Annotated in this window: 26 protein-coding genes; 19 read left to right on the top strand and 7 right to left on the bottom strand. The window is 68.6% G+C overall.

All coding sequences use genetic code 11. The features are described from left to right. The first annotated feature begins 56 nt into the window (after positions 1 to 56). Positions 57 to 1,145 (top strand): ABC transporter substrate-binding protein, encoded by a 1,089-nt coding sequence (locus ACWESM_RS26220; RefSeq protein WP_364424425.1) that lies wholly within the window; start codon positions 57 to 59, stop codon positions 1,143 to 1,145. Here the strand turns inward: ACWESM_RS26220 and ACWESM_RS26215 are convergent, their stop codons facing one another. Further along, the gene (locus tag ACWESM_RS26215; protein ID WP_364424423.1) at positions 1,146 to 2,177 is read right to left on the bottom strand and encodes an XdhC family protein; all 1,032 of its coding nucleotides are present in this window, start codon (positions 2,175 to 2,177) and stop codon (positions 1,146 to 1,148) included. A gap of 13 nt (positions 2,178 to 2,190) precedes the next feature. After that, positions 2,191 to 2,787, bottom strand: a complete 597-nt coding sequence (locus ACWESM_RS26210) for a nucleotidyltransferase family protein (RefSeq protein ID WP_355071810.1) — start codon at positions 2,785 to 2,787, stop codon at positions 2,191 to 2,193. 136 nt (positions 2,788 to 2,923) lie between these two features. Here ACWESM_RS26210 and uraD point away from each other — a divergent pair, with 136 nt between their 5' ends. The 10 genes from uraD (at position 2,924) to ACWESM_RS26160 (ending at position 13,860) form a co-directional block, all read left to right on the top strand. Further along, the gene (uraD, locus tag ACWESM_RS26205) at positions 2,924 to 3,427 is read left to right on the top strand and encodes a 2-oxo-4-hydroxy-4-carboxy-5-ureidoimidazoline decarboxylase (RefSeq protein ID WP_364424421.1); all 504 of its coding nucleotides are present in this window, start codon (positions 2,924 to 2,926) and stop codon (positions 3,425 to 3,427) included. Next, the gene (uraH, locus tag ACWESM_RS26200) at positions 3,424 to 3,741 is read left to right on the top strand and encodes a hydroxyisourate hydrolase (protein WP_355071813.1); all 318 of its coding nucleotides are present in this window, start codon (positions 3,424 to 3,426) and stop codon (positions 3,739 to 3,741) included. The genes uraD and uraH overlap by 4 nt, the downstream gene beginning before the upstream one ends. Positions 3,742 to 3,743: 2 nt before the next feature. Next, on the top strand, positions 3,744 to 4,649 hold the full coding sequence (gene pucL / locus ACWESM_RS26195; RefSeq protein ID WP_397279613.1) for a factor-independent urate hydroxylase: 906 nt from the start codon (positions 3,744 to 3,746) through the stop codon (positions 4,647 to 4,649). Beyond that, positions 4,637 to 5,998 carry an 8-oxoguanine deaminase gene (locus ACWESM_RS26190; RefSeq protein ID WP_452494003.1) on the top strand — a complete coding sequence of 454 codons (1,362 nt, stop codon included), beginning with the start codon at positions 4,637 to 4,639 and terminating at the stop codon, positions 5,996 to 5,998. Before pucL ends, ACWESM_RS26190 begins: the two co-directional genes overlap by 13 nt. 565 nt (positions 5,999 to 6,563) lie before the next feature. Beyond that, positions 6,564 to 7,406 (top strand): FAD binding domain-containing protein, encoded by an 843-nt coding sequence (locus ACWESM_RS26185; RefSeq protein WP_356962653.1) that lies wholly within the window; start codon positions 6,564 to 6,566, stop codon positions 7,404 to 7,406. Beyond that, entirely contained in the window at positions 7,406 to 10,168 is a 2,763-nt protein-coding gene (locus ACWESM_RS26180) for a molybdopterin-dependent oxidoreductase (protein WP_452494001.1), read from the top strand. Before ACWESM_RS26185 ends, ACWESM_RS26180 begins: the two co-directional genes overlap by 1 nt. Next, a complete protein-coding gene (locus ACWESM_RS26175; RefSeq protein ID WP_355071819.1) occupies positions 10,165 to 11,379 on the top strand; it encodes a DUF6986 family protein in 1,215 nt (404 codons plus the stop codon). The genes ACWESM_RS26180 and ACWESM_RS26175 overlap by 4 nt, the downstream gene beginning before the upstream one ends. Positions 11,380 to 11,423: 44 nt before the next feature. Then, positions 11,424 to 12,401, top strand: a complete 978-nt coding sequence (gene alc, locus ACWESM_RS26170) for an allantoicase (protein ID WP_355071820.1) — start codon at positions 11,424 to 11,426, stop codon at positions 12,399 to 12,401. A 157-nt stretch (positions 12,402 to 12,558) separates the two neighbouring features. Beyond that, positions 12,559 to 13,461, top strand: coding sequence for an allantoinase PuuE (gene puuE / locus ACWESM_RS26165; RefSeq protein WP_364424408.1), 903 nt, complete (start codon positions 12,559 to 12,561; stop codon positions 13,459 to 13,461). Positions 13,462 to 13,668: 207 nt separating this feature from the next. Continuing rightward, positions 13,669 to 13,860, top strand: coding sequence for a hypothetical protein (locus tag ACWESM_RS26160; protein ID WP_355071823.1), 192 nt, complete (start codon positions 13,669 to 13,671; stop codon positions 13,858 to 13,860). An 85-nt stretch (positions 13,861 to 13,945) separates the two neighbouring features. On the opposite strand, the gene ACWESM_RS26155 is transcribed toward ACWESM_RS26160, so the two are convergent. Then, positions 13,946 to 14,386, bottom strand: coding sequence for a MarR family winged helix-turn-helix transcriptional regulator (locus ACWESM_RS26155; protein ID WP_364424404.1), 441 nt, complete (start codon positions 14,384 to 14,386; stop codon positions 13,946 to 13,948). Between the two features lie 72 nt (positions 14,387 to 14,458). Here ACWESM_RS26155 and ACWESM_RS26150 point away from each other — a divergent pair, with 72 nt between their 5' ends. Next, positions 14,459 to 15,307 carry an alpha/beta fold hydrolase gene (locus ACWESM_RS26150; protein WP_452493998.1) on the top strand — a complete coding sequence of 283 codons (849 nt, stop codon included), beginning with the start codon at positions 14,459 to 14,461 and terminating at the stop codon, positions 15,305 to 15,307. An 84-nt stretch (positions 15,308 to 15,391) separates the two neighbouring features. On the opposite strand, the gene ACWESM_RS26145 is transcribed toward ACWESM_RS26150, so the two are convergent. The 3 genes from ACWESM_RS26145 to ACWESM_RS26135 all read right to left on the bottom strand — a co-directional run bounded on the left by ACWESM_RS26145 (position 15,392) and on the right by ACWESM_RS26135 (position 17,113). Then, a complete protein-coding gene (locus ACWESM_RS26145) occupies positions 15,392 to 15,811 on the bottom strand; it encodes a hypothetical protein (protein ID WP_364424400.1) in 420 nt (139 codons plus the stop codon). 202 nt (positions 15,812 to 16,013) lie between these two features. Next, positions 16,014 to 16,223: a DUF397 domain-containing protein gene (locus ACWESM_RS26140; protein ID WP_452493997.1), complete on the bottom strand. Its 210-nt coding sequence runs from the start codon at positions 16,221 to 16,223 to the stop codon at positions 16,014 to 16,016. After that, positions 16,220 to 17,113, bottom strand: coding sequence for a helix-turn-helix domain-containing protein (locus ACWESM_RS26135; protein WP_452493995.1), 894 nt, complete (start codon positions 17,111 to 17,113; stop codon positions 16,220 to 16,222). The genes ACWESM_RS26140 and ACWESM_RS26135 overlap by 4 nt, the downstream gene beginning before the upstream one ends. A gap of 361 nt (positions 17,114 to 17,474) precedes the next feature. Between ACWESM_RS26135 and ACWESM_RS26130 the strand changes: the two genes are divergently transcribed. From ACWESM_RS26130 to ACWESM_RS26100, 7 genes are all read left to right on the top strand, one after another. Then, positions 17,475 to 17,738, top strand: a complete 264-nt coding sequence (locus ACWESM_RS26130; protein WP_452493993.1) for a hypothetical protein — start codon at positions 17,475 to 17,477, stop codon at positions 17,736 to 17,738. Positions 17,739 to 17,749: 11 nt separating this feature from the next. Then, positions 17,750 to 18,109 carry a hypothetical protein gene (locus ACWESM_RS26125; protein ID WP_452493991.1) on the top strand — a complete coding sequence of 120 codons (360 nt, stop codon included), beginning with the start codon at positions 17,750 to 17,752 and terminating at the stop codon, positions 18,107 to 18,109. 853 nt (positions 18,110 to 18,962) lie between these two features. Next, entirely contained in the window at positions 18,963 to 20,252 is a 1,290-nt protein-coding gene (gene aceA / locus ACWESM_RS26120; RefSeq protein ID WP_355071838.1) for an isocitrate lyase, read from the top strand. Positions 20,253 to 20,474: 222 nt separating this feature from the next. Then, positions 20,475 to 21,347, top strand: a complete 873-nt coding sequence (locus ACWESM_RS26115; protein WP_355071840.1) for a 3-hydroxybutyryl-CoA dehydrogenase — start codon at positions 20,475 to 20,477, stop codon at positions 21,345 to 21,347. 286 nt (positions 21,348 to 21,633) lie between these two features. Beyond that, complete coding sequence (gene metE / locus ACWESM_RS26110; protein WP_355071842.1) at positions 21,634 to 23,940, top strand: 5-methyltetrahydropteroyltriglutamate--homocysteine S-methyltransferase; 2,307 nt, start codon at positions 21,634 to 21,636, stop codon at positions 23,938 to 23,940. Between the two features lie 106 nt (positions 23,941 to 24,046). Beyond that, positions 24,047 to 24,469, top strand: coding sequence for a VOC family protein (locus ACWESM_RS26105; RefSeq protein WP_364424389.1), 423 nt, complete (start codon positions 24,047 to 24,049; stop codon positions 24,467 to 24,469). Beyond that, on the top strand, positions 24,469 to 25,035 hold the full coding sequence (locus tag ACWESM_RS26100; protein WP_355071845.1) for a TetR/AcrR family transcriptional regulator: 567 nt from the start codon (positions 24,469 to 24,471) through the stop codon (positions 25,033 to 25,035). Before ACWESM_RS26105 ends, ACWESM_RS26100 begins: the two co-directional genes overlap by 1 nt. Here ACWESM_RS26100 and ACWESM_RS26095 read toward each other — a convergent pair. Next, positions 25,025 to 26,350: a tetratricopeptide repeat protein gene (locus ACWESM_RS26095; protein WP_364424386.1), complete on the bottom strand. Its 1,326-nt coding sequence runs from the start codon at positions 26,348 to 26,350 to the stop codon at positions 25,025 to 25,027. The genes ACWESM_RS26100 and ACWESM_RS26095 overlap by 11 nt on opposite strands. Between the last annotated feature and the right edge of the window lie 8 nt (positions 26,351 to 26,358).

The raw sequence follows: 26,358 nt of genomic DNA, 5'->3' as shown, positions 1-26,358 counted from the left end.
CTCGCTCGGAACGCCAAAGTAAAGAAAATGAAACGCGCTGCGCTTAGATTCGGCCCATGACACCCGCGCACCGCTCCACGTTCGGGCACCTGAACCGACGCTCCTTCCTCCGTTACTCCGCATTCGCCGGCGCCGCGCTCGGCGGTGCGGGCGCACTGGCCGCCTGCGGAGGGAGCTCCGGTGATTCGCCGGGCGGCACCACCGCGGACGGATCGAAATACGGCGGCGTCGCGGTGCAGCTTTCCTGGCTGAAGAACATCGAATTCGCGGGCGAATACTTCGCCGACTCGAAAGGCTATTTCAAGGAGGCGGGTTTCGGCTCGGTCGACTTGATCGCGGGCGGCGCGGCCAGCACGTCGGTAGAGGCCGGATTGGATACCGGGAAGGTGTGGCTGGGCCTGTCCGCGCCGCAGACCACCGCACCCGCGATCCTGGAGGGCCTGCCCGCCAAGATCGTCGCCACCACGTATCAGAAGAACCCGTTCGCGATCGTGTCCTCCGCGGCGAAACCGATCAAGTCGCCCGAGGACATGAAGGGCCGCAAGATCGGTGTGCAGGACACCAACCAGTTGATCTTCAACGCGCTGCTCACCGCCAACGGGTTGAAGCCGGGCGATGTCACCGTCGTGCCCGCCCAATTCGACCCGACCCCGCTGGCCAACGGGGAGGTCGACGGATGGGTCAGCTACGTGACGAACGAACCGATCACGCTGGCGGCCAAGGGCTTCCAGAACACACACTTCTTGTTCGCCGACTTCAATCTGCCGCTGGTCGCCGAGACGCTCACGGTCGCGCAGTCCACCATCGACAAAGAGCGCGACAAGTTGAAGGCGTTTCTGGCCGCCGAGATCAAGGGCTGGAAGGACGCGGTGGCCGATCCGGCCGAAGCGGCCCGGCTCGCGGTCGAGGTGTACGGCAAGGATCAGAAGCTCGATCTCGCCGAGCAGACGAAAGAGGCTGTCGCGCAGAACGATCTAGTGGTTTCGGCGGATACCGCCACGGGCGGACTGCTCTCGATGACCGACGCCCTGATCGAACAGAACATCGCCGCGCTGCGTGCCGCGAAAATAGACATCAAGGCCGCGCAACTGTTCGACCTGTCCGTATTGCGCGAGGTGTATGCCGAGCACCCCGGCCTGAAATGATCAGAGACCCACAGCGGTTTTCGGCGTGATCGGGATTTCGCCGCTGTACGGATCGACCGCTCGCACCGGCTGCGCGGCGCGGGCGGCCAGCAGTTCGGCCGCGATCGCGACGGCCATCTCGGGCGCGGTGCGTGCGCCGATGTCGAATCCCGCGGGCGAGTGCAGCCGCGACAGCGTCTCCTCGCCGAAACCACCTGCGCGCAGGTCCTCCATGCGCCGGATGTGCACCTGGCGTGACCCCATGGCGCCGAGATAGCCGACCTCGGGTAGTCGCAGCGCCACGGTGAGTAGTGGAATTTCGAATGTGGGATCGTGCGACAGCACGACTATGGCTGTGCTGCTGTCGATTTCACCTGCCGAGGAGAGGATGTTGAGGTAGCGGTGCGGCCAGTCGACCACCACCTCGGCGCCGGGAAACGATTCCGGCGTAGCGAAATTGGGGCGAGAGTCGCAGATGGTCACTCGGTAACCGAGCAACCTGGCCTGCACGGTGAGTGCGGCGGCGAAGGAATTGGCGCCGAAGATGATCAGGCGCGGCGGCGGAGCGAACGAGGCGACGAAGACATCGGAATCGGGTAGCGCGACCAATTCGGTGGCGTGCCGCTTGTCGGTGATCAGGTGCTGGCCGATCAGGTCGGCATCGGAGTTCCACACCACCGTGAAGACGGTGACCCTGCGGTGGGCCGCGATCTCGGCGGCGACCTCCGGGAACTCCGGGAAGTGTCTTCGAGAGAACGGTTCGGTGAAGACGTCCATCATTCCCTCGCCGTGCGCGCCCCCGTCCACGCCGCCGGCCACGCCGAAACGGTGCATCGCGCGGCGGCCGGTCCGCGCGGCCTGGAGCACGGACTCGTAGGCGATGTCCTCCAGCCCGCCCGCGGCGACCGATCCGTAGACGCCCCCGTCCGGGTCGACCAGCATCGCCGAGCCCACCGGTAAGGGCGCGGAGCCCACGGTGCGCACGATGGTGCCGAGTCCGCCGGTCCGGCCCGAGTACCACACCCGCAACAGGTCGTCGACGATGTCCCGCATCAGCTAGCTCCGATCACCGTGCGGTCGTGGCCGGGAAGTCACGATCGACGCCCGTCGCCAAATCGTCGCACGTGACGCACACCATATCGTTTCTGCCGGTCAAATAGGTGCGGGCGCCGGAATCTCCTGCCGCCGACCCACAAACCGCATTCCAGTGCTTGTGGGCTATAACAACAGGGTGTCCAGGTGTGTCGTGGAACACAGCGCGTGCCAGACCGCTGGGTGCCGCGAGCGCGGCGGCGAGCACCCGGGCGACCGCGTCGGCGCCGACATCGGGGGTGTCCACCGGCATGATCGCGGCGTAGCGCGCGGGGGTGCCGGCCGCGGCGATCAGGCCCGCCCGTAGCGATGCGCTCAGTCCGGTCGCCCAGTCCGCCGCCCAGACGTGCCGTACGCCCGGCGGCAGGTCGACGATCCCCGGCGTCGGGCCGGTCGCGCCGAGGACCACGATGACCGGGTCGCAACCTCCGCCGCGCAGCGCGGCGACCGTGGACCGCAGCCAGGCGCCGTCCTCGGCGAGCACTTTGGGTTTTCCGTAGCGGGTTCCGGCGCCCGCGGCGAGCACGACGCCCGCGCAGGGTGCGACGGCGGGGCGATCAGGGTCGGCCATGCCTCAAAGGTAATACCGGCCGGTCTGCGCCGCATGATGGGAAACCGGTGCTCAGGCGTGGTTCCGGAGCGACACGCCGAAGGCGATCCCTCCGCTTCCGGTGGCGGCTCGTCCGGTCGTATTCGATGCTGGTCCGATGACGGATCAGCGACGCGGTATCGCGGCGTTCGACGCGCTGTCCGCCGACGCGGCCTACCGGGCGGCGCTCGGCTGCTGCTCGTCGCCGGAGTTCGCGCGGTCGCTGGTCGCGGGCCGTCCGTACCGGAGTGTCGAGGCGCTGCTCGAGGCGGCGGACGGAGCGTTGGCACGGCTGCCGGAGTCCGAGCTCGACTCGGCCATGGCAGGTCACCCCAGGATCGGCGAACGACCGCATTCCGCCGCTTCGGCGCGGGAGCAGGCCGGAGTGGCGGGTGCGGCCGACGCGGTACGCGCGGCGCTCGCCGAGGGCAACCGCGCATACGAGGAACGGTTCGGGCACATCTACCTGGTGTGTGCGAGCGGAAAGTCGGGTGAGGAGCTGCTCGCGCTGCTCACTGCCCGGTTACGCAATGATCCCGAGACCGAAAGGCAGGTCGTGCGAACAGAATTGGGCAAGATCAATCGGATCCGGCTGCGGGCGCTGCTGGCGGAGCTGTCATGAGCACGCTGAGCACCCATGTGCTGGACGCGGTGCGCGGCGTGCCCGCCGCGGGTGTCACGGTGACGTTGTACCAGCAGGAGCGGCAGCTCGATTCGGGCGAAACAGGCGCGGACGGGCGAATCCGGGCATTGGGCGAAGCGCTCGAAGCCGGAACCTATCGGTTGGTGTTCGACACCGGCGCCTACTTCGCGGGTCAGGGGGTGGAGACCTTCTATCCCGAGGTGAGCATCGCGTTCGCCGTGACGGAGGAACGGCGCTATCACGTCCCATTGCTGTTGTCGCCCTTCGCCTTTTCCACCTATCGAGGGAGCTGAGCATGGAACTGACCGGGCCCATCGTGCTGACCGACCACCGATACGGCAAGGCGGAGAACCGGGTCGTCCGGATCCACCGGCAGAGCGCACGGCACGAGATTCGCGACGTGAACGTGTCCACGGTGCTGCGCGGCGATTTCGCCGACGCGTACGTCGCGGGCGACCAGGCGAAGGTCCTGCCCACCGACTCACAGAAGCAGACGGCCTATGCCTTCGCGAAGCGGCCCGGGTTGCGGGCCATCGAGGACTACGCGCTCGCGCTGGCCGATCATTTCGTCGCCGAGATCGAACCGGTGCGCAGCGCGCGTATCGAGGTCGACGAATACGCCTGGCAGCGCGTGACGGTCGACGGTGTGGAACATGATCACACCTGGGTGCGGCAGGGACCGGAAGTGCGCACCGCGGCGGTCACCGTGGCGGGGAAGGGCGCCGAGCGGCGGGCCTGGGTCGTCGGCGGGGTGAAGGACCTGATCATCCTCAAGTCGACCGGCTCGGAGTTCGCCGACTTCCTGAACGACGAGTTCACCGTGCTCGCGCCGACCCGTGATCGGATGCTGGCTACGTCACTGATCGCCGAATGGCGTTTCGCGAGCAGCGCGGGCATCGACTGGGACGAGGTCTACACCGGCGTGCGGGCGCGGCTGGTGGAGACCTTCGCGACGCTGCATTCGAAGGCGTTGCAGCAGACGCTGTTCGAGATGGGCAAGGCCGCGCTGACCGCGTATCCGGTGCTGGCCGAGATCCGGCTCGCGGCGCCGAACAAGCATCACTTCGACTACGACTTGGGCCGCTTCGGCATCGAGAACCACGGGGAGGTCTACCACGCCGACGACCGCCCCTACGGGCTGATCCACGCCACCGTTGCGCGGGCCGACGCGCCGGAAGCGGGTCCCGCGTGGAGCAGGTGACCGTCATCGCGGACTGCGCCGTCGCGACCGTCGACGCCCAGGGGACCGAGTACGCCCGCGGGTACGTCGTCGTGCGGGGCAACCGGATCGACGCGGTCGGCGCGGGGGATCCGCCGGACCTCGGCGCGGACGCGCGGCACGTCGACGGGCGCGGCTGCCTGCTGACGCCCGGGTTGGTGAACACCCACCAGCACCTCTACCAATGGATCACCCGCGGCCTGGCCACCGACCACACGCTGTTCGAATGGCTCACCACGCTCTATCCGGTCTGGGCGGGCATCGACGAGGACGGGGTGCGCGTGGCCGCCACCGGTGCGCTCGCCACTCTCGCGCGCACCGGGTGCACCACCACCACCGATCACCACTACGTGTTCCCGCGCGACGGCGGTGACCCGCTCGCCGCCGAGATCGCCGCGGCGGCGCAGGTGGGCCTGCGGTTCCATCCCTGTCGCGGCTCGATGGATCTGGGCGCGAGCGCGGGCGGCCTGCCGCCCGATCACCTGGTGGAACGCCTGGACGACATCCTCGCCGCGAGCGCGGAGGCCGTCGCGCGGTGGCACGACCCGTCGTCCGACGCCATGCTGCGGATCGCGCTCGCGCCGTGTTCGCCCTTCTCGGTCACCCCCGACCTGCTGCGCGAGTCGGCGGCGCTGGCCCGCGAGCTCGGGGTCCGGCTGCACACCCACCTCGCCGAGACCATCGACGAGCAGGACTATTGCCTGGCGACCTTCGGCTGTACGCCCGCGCGGTACCTGCAGCGGCTGGACTGGTTCGGTCCGGACGTCTGGTACGCGCACGCCGTCCACCTGGACGACGACGCGCTCGCCGCCCTCGCGGAGACCGGTACCGGCGTGGCGCATTGCCCCACGTCGAACGCGCGGCTCGGCGCGGGCATCGCCCGCGTGGCCGACCTGGTCCGCGCGGGCGTTGCGGTGGGGCTCGGCGTGGACGGCGCGGCGAGCAACGAGGCCGGTTCGATGATCGAGGAGCCGCGCCACGCCTTGCTGTGGGCGCGCAATCGGGGCGGCCCGCACGCGATGACCGTGCGCACCGCGCTGGAACTGGCCACCATGGGCGGCGCGCGGGTGCTCGGCCGCGCCGCCGACATCGGTTCGATCGAGGTCGGCAAGCTGGCGGACCTGGCGCTGTGGCGGCTGGACACCGCCGCGCACGCCGGGATCGCGGATCCGGTGACCGCACTGGTGCTCGGCTCGCCTCCACCGCTGGCGGCGCTGCTGGTGAACGGGCGCGAGGTGGTGCGCGACGGCGAGGTGCGGACGGTCGACACCGACGTGGTCGCCGCCGAGGTGGCGCGGGCGCAGGCGAAGCTGCTCGCGAAGGCGGGGTGAGCGACTCGCGCGCAGCAGCCCTCGGCGGCCCTGCCGGAGTGCGGGATCGGCCTACCGGCAGCGGGTGCTGTCGCCGTACGGCCTGTGCCGGTCGAAGCGGGGGACGTGGGCCGGGGGAGTTCGCCCACCTGCCTTACTGTGCCGCGAGCAGCATCGGGAACCGGGCGGTGCTGTCGGTGTGGCCGGGCCGGGAGTTGGTGCCGCGGCGCGCGGCACTCTCGCCCAGCCGCGTAGTTGGGCGTGGCGGGAATGCCGGGTGCGGTGGCGATATCGTCGCCCAGCCGTTCGTCGAGGAGAATCGTCACGCTGATCTGGGCGGGGTGTCGTGCCTGGTCAGGCCGGACGAGCAATACTGAAGCAGTGTCGGCTCGGACGGCCGGTAGGCGGGCGCGAGCCGTGGTGTCGCGGACGGCACGCCCGCGTAAGCGCGCGGCCGGGGCGGTTCCCGGGCGCGGGCGCCCGTCGCGCGGCGAGGTAACGGCCGCGCAATCTGACGTGCGTCGCGCGCAATACGGCGGCAACCGACTGGCTCTACGGTGACGGAGAGGCAGGAACGAGGTGAGACGTGGACCTGGACACGATTCGCGAGGTGGTGGTCGCTCGCGAGCGCGAAGACCTGGCCGTGCTCGGTGCGTCCACCGCGGTGCTCGCCGGAGGAACCTTCCTGTTCTCCGAGCCGCAGGATCAGCTGCTGCGCCTGGTCGACATCACCGGCCTGGGGTGGCCCGCGTTCGAGATCGTGGATGGCGGACTGGACATCGCCGCGACTTGCACCCTGGCCGAGTTCGCCGGAGCCGCGCCGGGCCGTGAGTTGGGGACGGGGGTGTTGCGCGACCCGTGGCCGGGCACCGCGCTGTTCGCCCGGTCCTGCCGGGCGCTGCTGGCCTCGCACAAGATCTGGCGCACCGCGACCGTCGGGGGCAACGTCTGCCTGGCGTTGCCCGCGGGTGCGGTGCTCGGCGCGCTGGTGGCGCTCGACGGAACGGCGCTGGTGTGGGCCGCGGACGGCGCCGATCGGGAGATTCCGATGCGGGAGTTCGTCCTCGGTCCGGGTCGTACGGCGCTGCGGCCCGGCGACGTGCTGCGCTCGATTCGCCTGCCGCGCTCGAGTCTGTTGGCCCGCACCAGCTTTCGAAAGATCGCGCTCGCCCCGCTCGGCCGATCCGGCGCCGTCGTGATGGGGCGGAGGGAAGGCAGTGGCCGTAGCGCGGTCACGATCACAGCCGCCACGATCAGGCCCGTCGTCCTGGACTTCGCCGCCCCGCCCTCCGAGGGCGAGATGCGCGATGCCATGCACACGATCGACTCGGCGTTGTGGTTCGACGATCCGCACGGGTCGCCGGAGTGGCGCAGGCATGTCTCGGGAGTGCTCGCCGACGAGGTCGCCGCGGAACTGCGGGGAAGCTGATGCGATTCGAAGTGGACGGCAGGACCGTCGACATCGCGGCGCGGCCGGGTCAGTGCCTGCGGACGGCGCTGCGCGACAGCGGCAACCTGGCGGTGAAGAAGGGCTGTGACACGGGCGATTGCGGGGCCTGCTCGGTGCTGGTCGACGGAATGACGGTGCACTCCTGCGTCTTTCCCGCCTTTCGCGCCGCCGGACGCGCTGTCACCACCGCCGCCGGACTCGGAACGCCCGAGCATCCGCACCCGGTGCAGCGCCGGTTCGTCGCCGACGCCGCGTTCCAATGCGGGTTCTGCACCGCGGGCATGGTGGTCACGGCCGCGGGGCTCGGGTGTGCCGCCGACGAGCAGGCCGGCGTGTCGGGCGACGAACTCGCCGAGCTGATGAAGGGCAACCTCTGCCGCTGCACGGGTTACCGCGCCATCCGCGCCGCGCTGGGCGAGCAGCTCACTCCGGACGATCCTGCCGCCGTGGCACCGGATCCGGCCGCGCCGATCGTGGGAGCGGGCGCCCCGGCCGGGCCGCGCATCGTCTCCGGACGCGAACCGTACACCTTCGACTTGCCGCGCTTGGGCGACGCCGACACCGCGCCACCGTCCGCGCCGCTGCACATCGCGGTGCTGCGAAGCCCGCACCCGCATGCGCGAATCCGCTCGATCGGCACCACCGCCGCCGAGGCACTACCCGGCGTGCACGCGGTGCTCACCCATGCCGACGCGCCGGACGTGCCGTTCTCCACCGCGCGGCACGAGCTGCGCACCGACGACCCCGACGACACCTACGTGCTCGACCGCACGGTTCGCTTCGTGGGGCAGCGGGTGGCCGCGGTGGTGGCCGACAGCGTCGCGATCGCCCGCGAGGGATGCCGTCTGCTGGAGGTCGACTACGAGGTCCTGCCCGCGGTGTTCGAACCGCAGGACGCGCTGCGCCCCGACGCGCCGAAACTGCACGGCGACAAGCCCCCCTCGGCCCGGATCGTCGATCCCGGCCGCAACCTGGTCGCCGAACTGCACGGCGAGGTGGGTGACGTCGCCGCGGGTCTGGCTGCCGCGGCGCATGTCGTACGCGGCGTCTGGGATTCGCCGCGGGGTCAGCATGTGCACTTGGAGACACACGGCGGCGTCGGCTGGCTGGACGACGCCGGACGCCTGGTCATCCGGTGCAGCACCCAGGTCCCGTTCCTGGTCCGCGACGAATTGTGCCGCCTGTTCGGCCGGTCGTCCGCGCAGGTGCGGGTATTCGCGGCCAGGGTCGGCGGCGGGTTCGGCGCGAAACAGGAGATGCTGGCCGAGGACCTGATCGCGCTGGCCGTGCTGCGCACCGGCAGACCGGTGCAATACGAGTTCACGCGCTCCGACGAATTCACCGCCGCGACCTGCCGCCATCCCATGCGGGTCGCGGTGACGGCGGGGGCCGACACGCGCGGTGTGCTGACCGCCTTGGCGGTCGACGTGCTCGCCGACACCGGCGCGTACGGCAATCACAGCGGCGGGGTGATGTATCACGGCGTCGGTGAGTCGGTGGAGCTGTACCGCTGTGCCAACAAGCGGGTCGACGCGCAGGCGGTGTACACCAACAACGTTCCCTCCGGCGCGTTCCGCGGATACGGCCTCGGGCAGGTGATCTTCGCGGTGGAGTCGGCTCTCGACGAACTCGCGCACGCGCTCGGCATGGACCCGTTCGAACTGCGCCGCACCAACGCGGTAGTGCCGGGCGACCGGTTCGTCGGCGCCGCGGTGAACGAGAGCGACCTCATGTTCGGCAGCTACGGCCTGGACCAATGCCTCGACCTCGCCGAACGAGCGCTGCTGCGCGGCAACGACGTGCACGCGCCCGGCCCGGAGTGGCGGGTGGGTACGGGCATGGCCGCCGCGATGATCGCGACCGTCCCGCCGCGCGGTCACCGGTCGACCGCGACGGCCGCGCTGCTGCCCGACGGCCGCTACGAGATCCGGGTCGGCACGGCGGAATTCGGCAACGGAACGACGACGGTGCACGCGCAGCTCGCCGCTACCGCGCTGGACACCGAGGTGGACCGCATCGTGGTCCGGCACGGCGACACCGACCTGGTGGACCACGACACCGGCGCGTTCGGCTCCACCGGCATCGTGGTCGCGGGCAAGGCCGTCTACGCGGCGGCGTGCGCGTTGCGCGGGCTTCTGCTGGCCAGGGCGGCGGAACTGACCGGCGTCGCCGAGCGGGACTGCGCGCTGAACTCCGGCGGCGTGCACTGCGGCGACCGGCTGCTCACCGCCGCCGAACTGCTGACCGGTGGCGACCTCACCGCGCGCGCCGAGCACGACGGCAGTCCCAGGTCGGTGAGCTTCAACGTGCACGCTTTCCGCGTCGCCGTGCACCCGGACACCGGGGCAGTGCGCATCCTCCAATCGATCCAGGCCGCCGACGCGGGGACGGTGCTCAACCCGGTGCAGTGCCGCGGGCAGATCGAGGGCGGCGCGGCTCAGGCCATCGGCACGGCGCTGTACGAGGACATGCGCAGCGCGCACGGTGTGGTGGGTGCGCAGACCCTGCGGCACTACCACATACCGCAATTCGCCGACGTACCGCGCACAGAGGTCTACTTCGCCGAGACGTCCGACTCGCTCGGTCCGTTGGGGGCCAAGTCGATGAGCGAATCGCCGTACAACCCGGTCGCGCCCGCGCTGGCCAACGCGATCCGCGACGCGGTCGGCGTGCGGCTGTACGGGCTGCCGATGACCGCGGACCGGGTCTGGGCCGCCCTGCGGGAGAAGGGATCACGATGACGAAGGTGCCGGAGAACGTCCGCGCCCGGATCGAGGCGATGCTCGACGCGGTCGACACCGAGCTGCGCCGCCGATACCCCGGCTCGAACGGTCGCTCGCAACCGATCCACACCGTGTACGTCCCGGCCGACCGGGTCACCGAGGAGACTCCCGGGGAATGGGGCGCGACCGCGGTCGAACTACTCGACCGCCACCACGATCTGCTGACCACTCTCGACGGCACCGATTCGCTTCCCGACGTGCGCAAACGGCTGGAAGCCGACCCGGTCCAGGATCTGCGCATCGACTTCGAGGACGGCTACGGCCTGCGCGCCGACGCCGAGGAGGACCGCGCGGCCACGGCGGCGGGCGCGGTGCTGGCTGCCTGGGCACGGCGCCCCGGAGGCCCGGCGAGCAGCGGCATCCGGATGAAGGGTTTGGGCGGCGGCGAGCGTCGCCGCGCGCTGCGCACGCTCGGCCTCGTGTTGGAGGGCGCGGGCGGCGTGCCCGAGGGGTTCGTCTTCACGGTGCCGAAGATCCGTGCGGCGCAGCAGGTTCCCGCCCTGGTGCAGCTGTGCGTAGGGCTGGAACGCGGGTACGGCATCGCCGAGGGCAGCCTGTGCTTCGAACTACAGATCGAGAGCCCGCAGGCGATCCTGGCCGCGGATGGCACCGCGCCGGTGGCCGCCATGCTCACCCTCTCCGAAGGACGATGCAGCGCGTTGCATTTCGGTACGTACGACTACACCGCCGCTTGTGGGGTCGCCGCACCGGATCAGGCGCTCGACCACCCGGCCGCCGATTACGCCAAGGCGGTCATGCAAGTCGCGGCCGCGCAGACCGGGGTGTGGGTATGCGATGGTTCCACCCAGATCGTGCCCGACGCCGACCCGGAGGCCGCGCTGCGCAACCACCACCGATTGGTTGCCCGGGCGTTGCGGCGCGGGTACTACCAGGGCTGGGACATGCATCCGGGTCACTTGGTCACCCGCTGGCTGGCCACCTACGACTTCTTCCGCCGGGCGATCGACGTCGCGGTGCCGCGCCTGCGGGACTACCTCGCTCGACGCGGCGGCGACATCGTCGACGAGCCCGCCACCGCGGAAGCGCTGGCCGCCACGGTGCTCCGTGGCATCGATTGCGGTGCCCGCCCGGACGCGGGGACTCCGGAACTCACCGAGACGGTTCTGCGAGCCCTGGCGGCACGCGCGCCGATACCGGAGGCGCCGTGATCGGCCATCCGAACGGGACGATCCCGCACGACACAGGAGACGCGATGCGTGACCGGGGCGACGACGACGAATTCACGCTGCTGCCGGACCTGGCGGTCCGGCCGCTGGGCGGTTCGGTGATCTGGGCGAACGACGAATTCTTCGCGGAGAAAGAGAATCTGATCAACCCGGGGCCCGCCCAGTACCGGCCGTCCGACTTCGGGCACAAAGGACAGATCTACGACGGCTGGGAGACCCGCCGACACCGCGGGCAACCCGGCGACGACGCCGCGATCGTGCGGCTCGGCGTGCCCGGCGTGATCCGCGGGATCGTGGTGGACACGGCGTGGTTCAAGGGCAATTACCCGCCCGCCGTCTCGGTGTCCGCGTTGGAGGTCGAGGACTATCCGCCCGCGGAAACCATCGCCGCACGCGACGATTGGGTGATGCTGGTCGATCGCTCGCCGATTGCGGGCGACCACCGCAATCCTTTCGCCGTCGAGAACGAGAAGCGCTGGACGCATGTGAAACTCACCATGCACCCCGACGGCGGCGTGGCCAGGCTGCGGGTGCACGGCGAAGGACGGCCCGACCCGCGCCTGCTCGGCCTCGGTCCGCTGGACCTGGCCGCGCTGGAGAACGGCGCGCTGGTGCTGGACTGCTCCAATCGCTTCTACAGCTCGCCGAACCAGTTGCTGTATCCCGGCTGGGCCCGGTCCATGGGTGAGGGCTGGGAGACCGCCCGCCGCAGGGACGACGGCAACGACTGGGTGCGCATCCGCCTGGCCGGGCCGGGACTGATCCGGCTCGCCGAGCTGGACACGTCCTACTTCCTGGGCAACAGTCCGGGCGCCGCCCGGCTGACCGGTCGCACCAACGACGGCACCGAGCTGGAGTTGTTGCCGCGCACCCCGCTCCAACCCGACACCAGGCACCGGTTCCCGATCGCGCCGATGGCGGCGTCGGTGGAGGAGGTGCGGCTGGACATCTACCCGGACGGCGGGCTGGCGCGGCTGCGCCTGTACGGAGAGCTCGGCGCATGAGCGGGCGAATGTCGGCAGTGTGTCGGGCCGCGCCTGCTCGGCGTATGTACGCGTGGGCGTCCACACGGTGTGGAGCTGCGCCTGCGGGGCGAGCTCGGCACATGAACACGCGGGCATCGGCAGCGCGTACCGAGCAGTGTTTTCGTGAGGCGCGCTGATGAGGGACTTCGTCGGCTACGGCCCGCGTCCGCCGGACCCGCAGTGGCCGGGAGAGGCGCGGATCGCGGTCCAGTTCGTGCTCAACTACGAGGAGGGCGGCGAGAACAACGTCCTCGACGGTGACGAGTTCTCTGAGACGTTCCTGTCGGAAATGACTCCCGCCGAAGCCTTTCCGAACCGCCACATGAGCATGGAGTCGCTCTACGAGTACGGCTCACGCGCCGGGTTGTGGCGAGTGCTGCGCGTCTTCGAACGGCGCGGGTTGCCGCTGACGATCTTCGCGGTCGCCCGAGCTCTGCAACGCAACCCGGAGGCGGTGGCCGCCTTCGGCGAATTGGGCCATGAGATCGCCTGCCACGGTCTGCGCTGGAAGTCCTACCAGCTCACCGACCGCGACACCGAGCGTGCGCACATGGCCGAGGCGGTGCGCGTCCTCACCGAACTGACCGGCTCACCGCCGCTGGGCTGGTACACCGGCCGCGATTCGCCGAACACCAGAGAGCTGGTGGTCGAGCACGGCGGTTTCGCCTACGACGCCGACTCCTATGCCGACGACCTGCCCTATTGGGTGCGGGTGCTCGACCGCGACCACTTGGTGGTGCCCTACACCTTGGACACCAACGACATGCGATTCGCCTCGCCCGCCGGTTTCCCCACCGGCGAACAATTCTTCGCACACGTCCGCGACGCCTTCGACGTCCTCTACCGCGAAGGGGCGGAAGGTAATCCGAAAATGCTGTCCATCGGCCTGCACTGCCGCCTCATCGGCCGCCCCGCCCGTACCGCCGCCTTGGAACGCCTACTCGACCACATCCAGTCCTACGACCAGGTCTGGATCACCCGCCGCATCGACATAGCGCGACATTGGCGCGCGGTGCACCCACCGGTTGCATCCTTTTGAGTTCGCCCGGACCGCAACCCAGCAACGAAGTAGCCGAACCATCATATGAGCGTTGGCTTTCAGAGCCGGAAAGCGATAGGTGCGCACGCCGAGGTGAGACGCGAAAAGTGGGGGCTATCACCGGCATTCAGTCATTCATATGCTTCGTGGCGACAGTGAAGACGAGTGCCGGAACTAGTTCTCGCGTTCATGACGGCAGGAAAAAACATGACGAAGAAAATCGCGGCCACCGTGCTGGTCACCGCCGCCCTATCACTGCCGGTCATGGCCACCGCGCCCGCCGCGATAGCCGACCCGCTCAGCACTGGTTCATCCTCCGGCTCGGGCAAAACAGTGAACAATCTGATCTGCTCGATCCGTAGCTACCTCGGCATGGGCGGCTGCGTCTACCTTCCCTGACGCGTCGCGAGTGGCACATGGCTGTGGCGAAACGCGAAAAGACCTCTCGCTGATGTGCCGGTCGTCGGGCGGCTCGTGGCGGGCGTCAGAGGTCGGTGCGGGGTTCGCGTGGTCGGAGGTGGCGGGTCAGCGTCGTGAGCGCGTCGAGCACCTCGCGTAGTGCGGCCGGGTCGTTGTCGGCCAGTGCCGCTGCCACCGCGTCGTCCACGGGTGTTGCTCGTATTTCGGCGACTCGGGGTGAGGCATGGTCGGCCGCGCGGACGAGGGTGCGCCGGCGGTCGCGTGGGTCGACCGTCGAGGTGATCGCACCGGCCTCCTTGAGTCTGGCGACGGCGGTGGATACCGCGCTTTGCGGTAATCCGGTGCGGGTGGCGATCTCGCCCACGGTGCTGTCCGGGTGCTCGAGGATGTCGCTCGACACGACGAGCACGGGGCGGTGTCCGCCGCCGAGTCCCGCCGTCGGCAGCGCCTCCTCGCCGATCTTCATCAACGTCCGGCCCAGCAGGAACAGTTCGACTCCGTCCACGACGGAGAACTTTACATCAATTCAGATGCATCAGAGTTGATGTATCTGAACTGATGGATTAGCCTGGTCCGCATGAACACGATTGCCACCGGCACTCTCGAAGTCCCCGGAGCCGACCTGTACTACGAAGTTCGCGGCAGCGGCCCGATGCTCGTGATCTCGCAGAGCGGCGAGGGGGACGCGCGGCGCAGCGAAGATCTGGTCCGTCATCTGGAGCGGCGCTTCACCGTCGTCACTTACGACCGGCGCGGACTGTCCCGCAGCGTCCTTCGCGATCCGGGCGCTCCCGCCTCGGTCGCGACGCACGCCGACGATGTCTATCGCCTGCTGTCCACGTTGACCGACGAGCCCGTGGCAATGCTCGGGTGCAGCATGGGCGCGGCCATCGGATTGCATCTGGCGGTCGAGCACCCGGACCGGCTGCACACTCTCGTCGCGCACGAGCCCGTCACGCCGTGGCTGCTCGCCGCCGCCGACCGCGCCGCCCAAATGGGCGAACTCGAACACTGCGAGCAGGTGTTCGCCGAGCTCGGCTGGCAGGCGGCGCTCGCTCCGATGGTGCGGACGCTGGGGATCGATCCGGAGAGCCAGGATCGCGAACCCGACGTGACCGCACCGCCGCTCGGCCCCGAGCGCGCCGCGAATTTCGAATATTTCCTCGGGCACGACTTCGCCGCGATCCGCGCCGACCACCTCGACGTCGCGGCCTTGCGCCACTCGCCAGTGCGCGTCGTCCCGGCCTGCGGGCACACCACCCCACAGCACGTCTTCGACTACAAGGCCGCCCACGAGTTGGCGGCACTGCGCGGCGTGCCGGTGGTGGAATTTCCCGGCGGGCACAACGGGAATCTGACGCATCCGGCCGGATGGGCCGCGCGGGTCGGCGAAATCTTGTCGAACCACACGTTATTGGCGGGATAGAGCCTAGTCCGGCTCGCTACATCATTGCCGCAGACGGACTGATCCTGCGCCCAGGTCGGGGACAATGCCCATGCGCATGCCCGCTCAGCGGCCCAGCCTGCCGTACGGCACGAGATACCCGGGATCCGTTCGGCTTCGCCAACCGCGCTCGGTCGGTTCCAGCGCCCGGCCGCTGGCAGTGGGGTCCTTCGGCCACGGCTCGCTTATGTGAATCTGAATGTCGTCCTGAAGGATTCGCACCAACTCCATCGCGAAGCCCTCTGCCGTGCCGCTGCCCGACTTGGTGGGGTCGAGCGCCGCGGAGGTGCCTGCATCCGGCACTCCAATGCTCACCCAAGCTTTCGGCACCGGGCGATCGGACTGCTCGCCGAATCTCCGCCAGTCCTCGGTGTACTCGGTGCTGATCTGTGCCGATAACCCCAAGGATTCTTCGATATCAGCGGCCAGCAACCGTGCGCCTCGCACTGCTTCGTCTATACCATGCCCATCCTGCCATTCGCCCATAGGGCCGAACACTCCTCGAGAGAACACGCCCCCTTCGGATCGGCCATCTTCCGCCACGAGTGGCACAAGGCTGCGGCAAAACGCGAGAGGGGCTCTCGCTCATGTGCCACTCGTGAGCCGGAATAGTCGGGCGGGCCGAGCGGCCCGTACCTGAGAATGCATGCCAGAGTTCGGGCCGCGTGTCGGCGAGCAGGAAGCGTGCTCACTTAGAGAAAATGAATCCACCATCGGTGATAGTTGCCGTGAAGGCATCCCAATCGGAGGGTGGGAAGATCAACGCTGGCCCAGTGGAGTTCTTGGAGTCACGGACACCGACATGGGTGTTGCCCAGCCAGGCGACCTCGACACATTGGCCCCCGCTCTCACTGTGGCTGCTTTTGAACCACTTCGCCCCGGATAGGTCGGTCTTCACGCCTCGTAGCTCCTTGCTACCCGCCTCAGCAGGTCTCGCGATCTGGTTTCATCCAGCGACGACGTCCGGATGGCCGCAGCGAGTTCATAGTACTTCCGCACTTCATCCGCCTTTTCGAGGTAAACGTCCGCACTCGGGCCGCCTTCAAGGAAGACGATCGGCGGCTCCGCAGGCCTACCCTTGTGATCGACGCCGAAGTCGAGGACAACGAACTGACCGTGCAGAATGCCCCACACCATGCCAGCGGCATATGGGTGCACCCGCACGGTGACATTCGGCAGCTTGCTCATCTCGGCCAGATGCCGCAGCTGAGCCGCCATGACTCGCGGACAACCGATGACCCGGTGCAGCGCCGACTCGTGCAGCAAAACCTCCAGCTCGAGCGGGCGGGACTTGCGAGTGACGATCGCCTGCCTCTTCATCCGAAGTTCTACGCGCCGGTCGATATGTTCTGGTGCGTCATCCGCGTAGAACGCGCTGATCACCGCTCGCGCATAGGAGGCCGTTTGCAGTAGCCCTGGAATCTGCTCGTGGTAAATAACCAGTCGACGTGCAGACGCCTCGAGTCCTGCGTACATGTTGAAGGTGTCGGTGAACAGACCACCGAAAGCTGTGTACCAGCCTTTGACTTGCGCTTGTTCGGCGAGTTCCACCGCGCGGCGAGTGGCCGGGGGATCCACACCGTAGATCTCGCAGAGGGCTTTGACCTCGCGGATCTTCACTTTTGCTACCTGTGCCGTTTCGATGCGGTGCAGTCCACTCTTGCTCAGTTCGGCCAGCTGCGCGGCTTGGTCGATTGTGAGCCCCTGTCCCTCGCGCGTTTCCCGGAGAAACCGCCCGAGCTGTCGCCTGGGCAGGGTTGAGGCCTCGTCTTCACCGGTCGAACTCATTGCACCCCCTGCGGATTCGGGATTGATGGAAGGCGGAGTTGGAACGCTCCGCAGCTGCGATCTGGGACCGATCCTGCGACTTGGGACGAGTTCGCTTGGGAATCCCAGATCGGCTCGATTCATTGTATCGGGCGATGGTGTGCTGAATCACAGCGTTCGGGTGGCAACCATGCCGAAACATTTTGGAACTACTGGTCATCCGGACGCCCCGAAGTCAACACATCGACGAGGTTCTGGGGGCACCATGACACATGCGCGTAGCGTCGTTTCATCACGGAACGAGGTAAGTGGAAAGCCGAAGGCCATCGGGCTCGTTCGCAACGACGTGTCCGGCTCGGACGCACTACGGCATGCCGATGCAGTGCGGCGGCATGCTCTCGCGCTCGGCTACCGATACGTCTATACGGTTCGTCCACCGGTCGATGTCGATGATCCGATCGGGTACGTGCTCGCGATCGCGGGCGGGCTAGAGATCGAGGTGATCGTTGTTTTCGATCTCGAGCATGTGGACAACCGGCCCGCGTTGGTCTGTGACGCGGGGTTCGATCTGGAAACTGTTTGCCCGCAGTGCACTTGGGCGCGGTCGGCGCAGGCTGGGCCGAGGGTCGGAGCAGGGGCGGCGTGATGAATCGACACGTGATCGTCGTTCCGCCGCGCGCCTGCGCATCCGCTGATCTCGAGGTGGCGCACCAGCAGATGCAGCGTCATCGTGCCTGCCGGATCGAGCAGTGCGCCTGGAAGTGGGTCGCCTACTGCACGTTGGTGCAGAGCGGCCGGATGGTGCCGCAGCAGTTCAGCCCGCGAGAGCGGGCTCATCGTCGCGGTATCGTCTTCCCCATCGACCACAGCGAGCGTGGACCGGCGCTCGAGGGGACGCCGGACGTGGTGACCTTTCAACAGGTGCTCGACGGGCTCGCGCGGCCGGCGCTGTCTACACCGGACGCAGACAACAGCTGCGCCGTGGAAGGCGAGCGGCCGTGGGCGTGTGGCACATAGTGCAGAGCGTTCTCGCCGTGGTCGGGGGTGGCGCGTTCGCCGCGGTCGGGATCGCGTGTGTCTGGCCGATCGCCCGGCCACGCCGTCCCGGCCCCGCGCGCGGGGCCACCCGAGCCCGTTGTTCGTTGCGGTCGGTGACCTGGCCCGAGGCGTGGACGTGTAACCGGCCGGGGCGAACATTCACGCTCGCGGACGCTCATCGCGCGATGCAGTTGCATCGTGAACACGACTGTCCCCGCAAGCGCGCCGCCTTCGCGGCATTGGTCGCGGCCGGGCGGATGACGCCGGACTCCGCGCGACGACACCGGCTATGGGGATGGTCCGAGGAATCCGACTGACGGCTTTTGGGGGCGCATGGTGGGGTGCCGAAGCGGGCATGGTCGGGTGCCGAAGCGCGCATGGCGGGCAGCTGTGGAGCGCGCATGGCGGGCGGAGAGACACGCTCCGGGTTCGGAACCGAGGAAGCCGGGCGATCGGAGCCGGTGATCGACGCGTGGCGTGGGCCACAGTGGTCCTGTGAAGGTCCTCACAGTTGGGAATGGCGGAGCCGGGATAAGGGGGCCGCTCGCCGATCGCTAACAGTACGAGCGTTACGCTAAAATCCCACGTCAGAGCTACCGGCCGGTAGATTGCACTACTGCAATTCGAGGGCAAATTTTGCAGACTTAGCAAAGAGGGCGGAAAACCTAGCTCAGATTCACACTAACAACAGGTAGACGCCTATTTCTTCATGTGCCATCGTGTGGAAGTACACCCCAAGGGCCTAGCAAGCCTGCAAATCGCCGCTCCAGCAGTACGAGCTGTTTCGTAGCTCGACCGGGCGGCAGCACCGAACGAGGAAGTGGAGTCACAGATGTCGACCACCGGCACCCCGAGGACCACCGCGGAAATCCAGAAGGATTGGGACACCAACCCGCGCTGGAAGGGCGTCACCCGTAACTACACCGCGGAGCAGGTGTCGAAGCTCCAGGGCACGGTCGTCGAGGAGGCCACCCTCGCCCGCCGCGGCTCGGAGATCCTGTGGGATCTCGTCAACAACGAGGACTACATCAACTCCCTCGGCGCTCTCACCGGCAACCAGGCGGTCCAGCAGGTCCGCGCCGGCCTGAAGGCCATCTACCTGTCGGGTTGGCAGGTCGCCGGTGACGCGAACCTGTCCGGCCACACCTACCCCGACCAGTCGCTGTACCCGGCCAACTCGGTTCCGTCCGTGGTCCGCCGCATCAACAACGCGCTGCTGCGCGCCGACGAGATCGCCAAGGTCGAGGGCGACACCTCGGTTCAGAACTGGCTGGCCCCGATCGTCGCCGACGCCGAGGCCGGCTTCGGTGGCGCGCTGAACGCCTACGAGCTGCAGAAGGCCATGATCGCCGCCGGCGCCGCCGGTGTGCACTGGGAGGACCAGCTGGCCTCCGAGAAGAAGTGCGGCCACCTGGGCGGCAAGGTGCTGATCCCCACCCAGCAGCACATCCGCACCCTGACCTCCGCGCGTCTGGCCGCCGACGTCGCCGACGTGCCGTCGGTGATCATCGCCCGCACCGACGCCGAGGCCGCCACCCTGATCACCTCGGACGTGGACGAGCGCGACCGTGAGTTCCTGGACGGCACCCGCACCCCCGAGGGCTTCTTCGGTGTGAAGAACGGCATCGAGCCCTGCATCGCGCGTGCCAAGGCCTACGCCCCCTACGCCGACCTCATCTGGATGGAGACCGGCGTGCCGGACCTCGAGGTCGCGCGCAAGTTCGCCGAGGCCGTCCGTGGCGAGTTCCCGGACCAGCTGCTGGCCTACAACTGCTCGCCGTCCTTCAACTGGAAGGCGCACCTGGACGACGCGACCATCGCGAAGTTCCAGCGTGAGCTCGGCGCGATGGGCTTCAAGTTCCAGTTCATCACCCTGGCCGGCTTCCACTCGCTCAACTACGGCATGTTCGACCTGGCCTACGGCTACGCCCGCGAGGGCATGACCGCCTTCGTCGACCTGCAGGAGCGCGAGTTCAAGGCCGCCGCCGAGCGTGGCTTCACGGCCATCAAGCACCAGCGTGAGGTCGGCGCGGGTTACTTCGACACCATCGCCACCACCGTGGACCCGAACACCTCCACCGCGGCGCTCAAGGGCTCCACCGAAGAGGGCCAGTTCCACTGAGCCGTTCGAAAAACACAACTGGTGCTCGCCAAGGGAAGTGAGGTTCCCGACGTGAAAACCGACAATCCTCTACTCCGGTAGGGGTGTACTGCCCTCCCCGCTGAACAGCCCCGGCGGGGAGGGCATCCCTATACCTTGGACCATCGAAGGGCGCGCTCACACCGGAGCGACACCTTCGCAGACCAGCCACCCCAGAGCCAGACAACCCAGCAGGAGCGGGACGTGAGCAGCGAAAAGATCCAACGCGTCGGTGTCATCGGCGCCGGCCAGATGGGCGCCGGAATCGCGGAGGTGTGTGCCAGGGCGCACGTCGACGTACTGGTGTACGAGCAGACCCGGGAACTGGCCGCGGCGGGCCGCGCGCGCATCCTGCGGTCCCTCGATCGCGGCGTGAGCAGCGGCAAGATCACCGAGCGCGAACGCGAGCAGGCCGCCTGGCGGCTGCGGTTCACCTCCGACCTCGGCGACTTCGCCGACCGTCAGCTGGCGGTCGAGGCGGTGCTCGAGGACGAGAAGGTGAAGACGAGCATCTTCGCCGAGCTCGACAAGGTCGTCACCGACCCTTCGGCCGTGCTGGCCTCCAACACTTCCTCCATCCCGATCATGAAGATCGCGGTCGCCACGGCGAACCCCGAGCGCGTGGTCGGCATGCACTTCTTCAACCCCGTCCCGGTGCTGCCGCTGGTCGAGCTGGTCACCACGCTCAAAACCAGTGAGTCGGTCTCCGCGCGGGCCGAGGCGTTCGCGGGCGACGTGCTCGGCAAGCAGGTCGTGCGCTCGGCCGACCGCTCCGGTTTCGTGGTCAACGCGCTGCTGGTGCCGTACCTGCTGTCGGCGATCCGGATGGTCGAGTCCGGCTTCGCCACCAAGGAGGACGTCGACAAGGCGATGGTGCTCGGCTGCGCCCACCCGATGGGCCCGCTGGCGCTGACCGACCTGGTCGGCCTGGACACCGTGAAGTCCATCGCCGACTCGATGTACGGCGAGTTCAAGGAGCCGCTGTACTCGGCACCGCCGCTGCTGATGCGCATGGTCGAGGCGGGACTGCTCGGCAAGAAGACCGGCGCGGGTTTCTACCAATACAACAATCGCTAGATCTCTGAAGTCTCGCGTCCGAGCGTCCGTTGCCCGCGCCCGTGGCGAAGGCGCAACGGACACTCGGACGTGAGACGGGCCGCGACCGGTAGGAAACGGCGCCGGCGAACCTCGACGCGGAGTCGACCAGAAATCGGTGTCGCCGGGCCGTTGACGGCAATCGGCATAAGCTGCACAACAGCCGGGCCATGGTGACGGCTCGGCTGGGTATCCGGAGCGCAGCGCCGGGTCGATCCGTCGATCCCGGCAAGGGCCGCGCAGGTGATCGAAAGAAGGTATCCCGCTCATGGTGAACGTGACCGACGGCTACGGGTCGAGCATCCTCGGCTATCCCAGGATCGGGCCGCACCGCGAACTCAAGCGGGCCCTGGAGGCCTACTGGCACGGTTCGCTCGACCGAGAGAAGTTGCTCGCGGTCGGCCGTGAGATCCAGGAGACCCAGTTCAACGAGCTGGCCGCTACCGGACTGACCCAGGTGCCGGGCAATACCTTCTCGTTCTACGATCACGTGCTCGACAACGCGCTGTTGTTCGGTGCGGTGCCCAAGCGGTTCGAGCCGTATCGCGAGGGCCTGCATCCGCTGGACTTCTACTTTCTGATGGCGCGCGGCCGTCCGGACCTGCCGCCGCTCGAGCTGGTCCGGTTCCTGGGTACGAACTACCACTACCGCCAGCCGGAAATGGACGCCGACACCGAGTTCTCGCTGCACCCCGAGGCGCTGCTCGACGAATTCGACCGCGCGAAGGCGGTCGACATCGAACTGCGGCCGGTGGTCCTCGGACCGGTGTCGCTGCTGCTGCTGTCCAAGGCCGGGCACATCCCCGGCGAGTCGGGCGGATTCGACACGCTGAGCCTGCTGGACAAGCTGCTGCCGGTCTACGAGGAACTGTTCGAGATCCTCGCCAAGCGCGGCGCCACCTGTGTGCAGCTGGACGAGCCCGCGTTCACCAGCGAGCGCACGCCCGCGGAACTGGCCGCGTTCGAATCGGCCTATCACCGGTTGGGCAGGGCCCCGCTGCGTCCGCGCATCCTGGTCACCGGACAGTACGGCGATTTCGGTGAGGCGCTGGCCATTCTCGCGAGCACGAACATCGAGGCGATCGGCCTCGACCTCGCCAGTCACCGGATGCGCCCGGAGGATCTGGCCGAGGTGCCCGGCATCCGCCGCAAGCGCTTGTACGCGGGCGTGATCAGCGGCCGCAACGTGTGGCGCGCCGACCGCTACGTCACGCTGGAATACCTGAACGAACTGGCGCAGGTGTGCCCGGACCTGGTCGTCTCGACCGGGACCACGCTGCTGCACGTGCCCTACGACCTGCTGGTCGAATACGACATCGAGGGGCATGTCGCCGATCGGCTCGCGTTCGCGAAACAGAAGGTGGGCGAGGTGGTCTCGCTCGCCAAGGCGCTCACCGAAGGCCCGTCGGACAAGTGGCGCAAGCGGCCGACCGAGGTGCACTTCAAGCAGAAGCACGCGGTGCGGCAACGGGTCTACGCGATCACCTCGGACATGCGCTCGCGGGAGCCCTACGAGGTGCGCCGGGAAGCCCAGCAGCGCAAGCTGAACCTGCCTCCGGTGCCTGCGACCACGCTCGGCTCCTTTCCGCAGACCGCCCGGATTCGCCAGGCGCGCTACGAGCTCGGCGAGGGCAGGTTGTCCTACGAGGAGTACCGCAAGCGGATCGAAGCCGAGATCGAGGCGACGATCCGGTTGCAGGAGGACATCGGCCTGGACGTGCTGGTGCACGGCGAGCACGAGCGCAACGACATGATCCAGTATTTCGCCGAGCTGCTCGACGGTTTCGCGACCACCCGCTTCGGCTGGGTGCAGGTGTACGGATCGCGCTGTGTGCGGCCGCCGATCATCTACGGCGACGTGTCGCGCCCGGCGCCGATGTCGGTGGAGTGGATCACCTACGCGCAGTCGCTCACCGACCGGCCGGTCAAGGGCATGGTGACCGGGCCGGTCACCATGATCGCCCGCTCGTTCGTCCGGCAGGACCAGCCGCTGCACGAGACTGCCGACCAGGTGGCGCTGGCCATCCGCGACGAAGTGGTGGACCTGGAGAAGGCGGGCATCGCGATCATCCAGGTCGACGAGCCCGCGATCCGGGAGATGCTGCCGCTGCGCCCGGAGGGGCGCGCCGAGTACCTGCGCTGGGCGATCGGCGCGTTTCGTCTGGCCACCTCGGGGGTGCAGGCGGAAACGCAGATCCACACGCACATCGGGTATTCCGGCCGCGCCGAGGTGGTCGAGGCGATCGAAGAACTCGACGCCGACGTCACCGCCATCGTCGCGACGCGCTCGATCGAATGGGTGCTGCGTGCGTTGAAGGAGGACTGCGGCTCGGGGCATGGGCTCAGCCACGGCGTCGGCCCCGGCGTGTACGAGAGCCGGTCCGCGCGTATCCCGGACATCGACGAGCTGGACGAATTGCTCACGGCGGCAGCCGAAGCGGTGACGCCGCAGCGGTTGTGGGCGAATCCGGACGGCGGCCTGAAGACCAGGCACTACTGGCAGCTCGAGCCGTCGCTGCGCAACTTGGTCGCGGCGGCGCGCCGCATCCGCAGACGGGTGGAGTCCGCCGAGTGAGCTGAGGCGGAACGCGCCGAGGGCCGTCTTCGTTCGATCGAACGGGGGCGGCCCTCGGTGTTTTCCGAGACATATTTCAGTACAGTTCGTACTGTATCGTTGAACTATGGACACCGACAACGGCTGGCCGGAGTCACTGCGCGTCGCGCAGGTCAGGATCGCCCGCCCGACCGACCGGCTCGAGGAAGTGGTGCGGTTCTACGTCGACGGGCTCGGCCTGCGCGAGCTCTACCGATTCCGCGACCACGCGGGCTACGACGGCGTGATGCTCGGATTGCCCGGGGCCGGATACCACCTGGAATTCACCACGCATGTGGACGGCAGCCCCGGCGATGCGCCGAGCCGGGAGAACCTGTTGGTGCTCTACTTCACAAGCGAGTCGCACATGTACGACGTGGCGCAGCGGCTCGGTGAGTTCGGCGTCGAGCCGGTGCCCGCCGAGAATCCGTTCTGGGCGGCCAACGGCGGCTTGACCTTTCCCGATCCGGACGGTTGGCGCGTCGTGCTGATGCCGCGACCGGTCTTCTGATGGCGGGACGAACCCGCGACGACCGCATCGACGCCGCGGTGCTCGCCGCCGCGCGGGAACTGCTCGACGAGGTGGGATACGCGGACCTGTCCATCGGGCAGGTCGCGGCCCGTGCGGGTCTGCACCGTCCCGCGATCTACCGCAGATGGCCGTCGAAGCGGCACCTGGTGGTCGACGTCGTCGCCGAAATGCTCGGCTTGCGACCGACCCCGGACACCGGCGACCTGCGCGCCGACCTGAACCGCGCCATGCGGGATCTGGTCGCGGCACTGCGTGATACGTCGCTGCACCGGGTGTTGCCCGCGCTGGTCGCGGACCTGGCGGGTGACGAGCGGTTGCGCGCCCACTTCCTGGCCACGGTCTTCGAACCGCGGCGGCGGACCACGGCGACGGCGTTGCGCTCGGCCATCGCGCGCGGCGAAGTGGACCCGGGCATCGATCCGGATTTCGTGCTGGACGCGGTCGCCGCGCCGATCTATTACCGGGCGTTGTTCGGACACTTACCGCTGACCGATGAACTCGCCGAACAGTCGGTCACGGCAGTGCTGCGCGCGATCACTCGTTGACGGCAGGCAGCGCGCTGAGCGTCGCGAGCACCTCGGTCGCGGCATTGGCCACCGCTTCGACCTCGGCCATCGCCAGCGCGGCAGCAGTGGCGGCCCGCACGCGCGGCAGCAGTGCCAAGCAGGCCGCTGCGGCGGTACGGTCGGCCGGGGCGAGCTCGGCGTCGTCCTCGGCGGCGGATTGCCATGCCGCGGTGGCGATCACCTCGTGCAACCAGTTGAGCAGCTCCAAGCGCAGCGGTTGCGGATCGCGCAGCCAGGCGCGGACATAGGTCACGTCGGTGCGCTCGTGCAGCAGGGCGCCGAGCACGACTTCGGCGGCGGGCGCGGTGACCGAGTAGATCGAACCCTGGTGCAGCACCGCGGAGTACAGGAAGACGATGCCGCGCGCCTGGTCCTCGACAGCCGCGCTGATCAGGTCGGCGAGCATGGCGGGGGCATCGCTCGCGGATCCGTGGGCGTGCGCCAGCCCGGCCCAGTCCGTCTCGCGCAGCACGGTCGCCGCGCGTTCGTGGTAGATCGGCGCGAGCGCGGCCGCCGCCCGGACGCGAGCTTCCGCGTCCGTCGAATCGAGTGCGCGCTGGAAGGCCGCCAGCGCCACGTCCGGCTCGCCGAGTTGTTCGCTGAACACCCCGATATCGAAACTGGCCCGCGCGGCCACCGCGGGATCGTCCGAACCGGCCAGGGACCGGCTCACCTCCCTGGCCCCCGGCAGATCGCCCGCCTCGCTCAGATGCTGGACGAGATCGCCCGCGACGATGAGCGACTGATCCTCCGGCCAGCCGTCGATGACGGCGCGGTAGGCGGCCTTCACGCCGTCCAGATCGTCCTCGGAGCGCAGAAGGTAGGCCAGGTTGGACAAGGCGAGCCGGGCGATGTCGCCGGGGCCCGCGTCGATCGCGTGCTGGTAGGCCGTGCGCGCCGAATCCGAGTCCCCGCGCTTGGCGCGCGAGTAGCCGAGATTGATCCACGCCCGCGGCGCCGCGTCGGGATGGCCGGATTCGGCGGCGCGCTCGTACATCGCCTCGGCTGCCGCCGTGTCGCCGCGCTCGGCCAGCAGCAGGCCCAGGTTGTAGGCCGCGCGCGGCCCGGCGTCCTCATGGCCGGAATCGACCGCGACGTGGTAGGCGCCTTCCGCGGCCGGTTTGTCACCCGCCGCGCTCAGCAGTCCGCCCAGCTCCGCGGCGGCCAGCGGCGCCCAGTTCGGATGGCCGGAGGCGATCGCGATCTGGAACGCCTCGCGCGCGGCCGCCACGTCGTTGCGCCTGCGGTGCATCTTGCCGAGGTCGAAGGCCAGGTCCGGCGGCCGCTTCAGCATTGTTCCCA

It is taken from the genome of Nocardia sp. NPDC003999, assembly GCF_053604885.1.
This window is presented reverse-complemented; position numbering and strand designations above follow the sequence as displayed.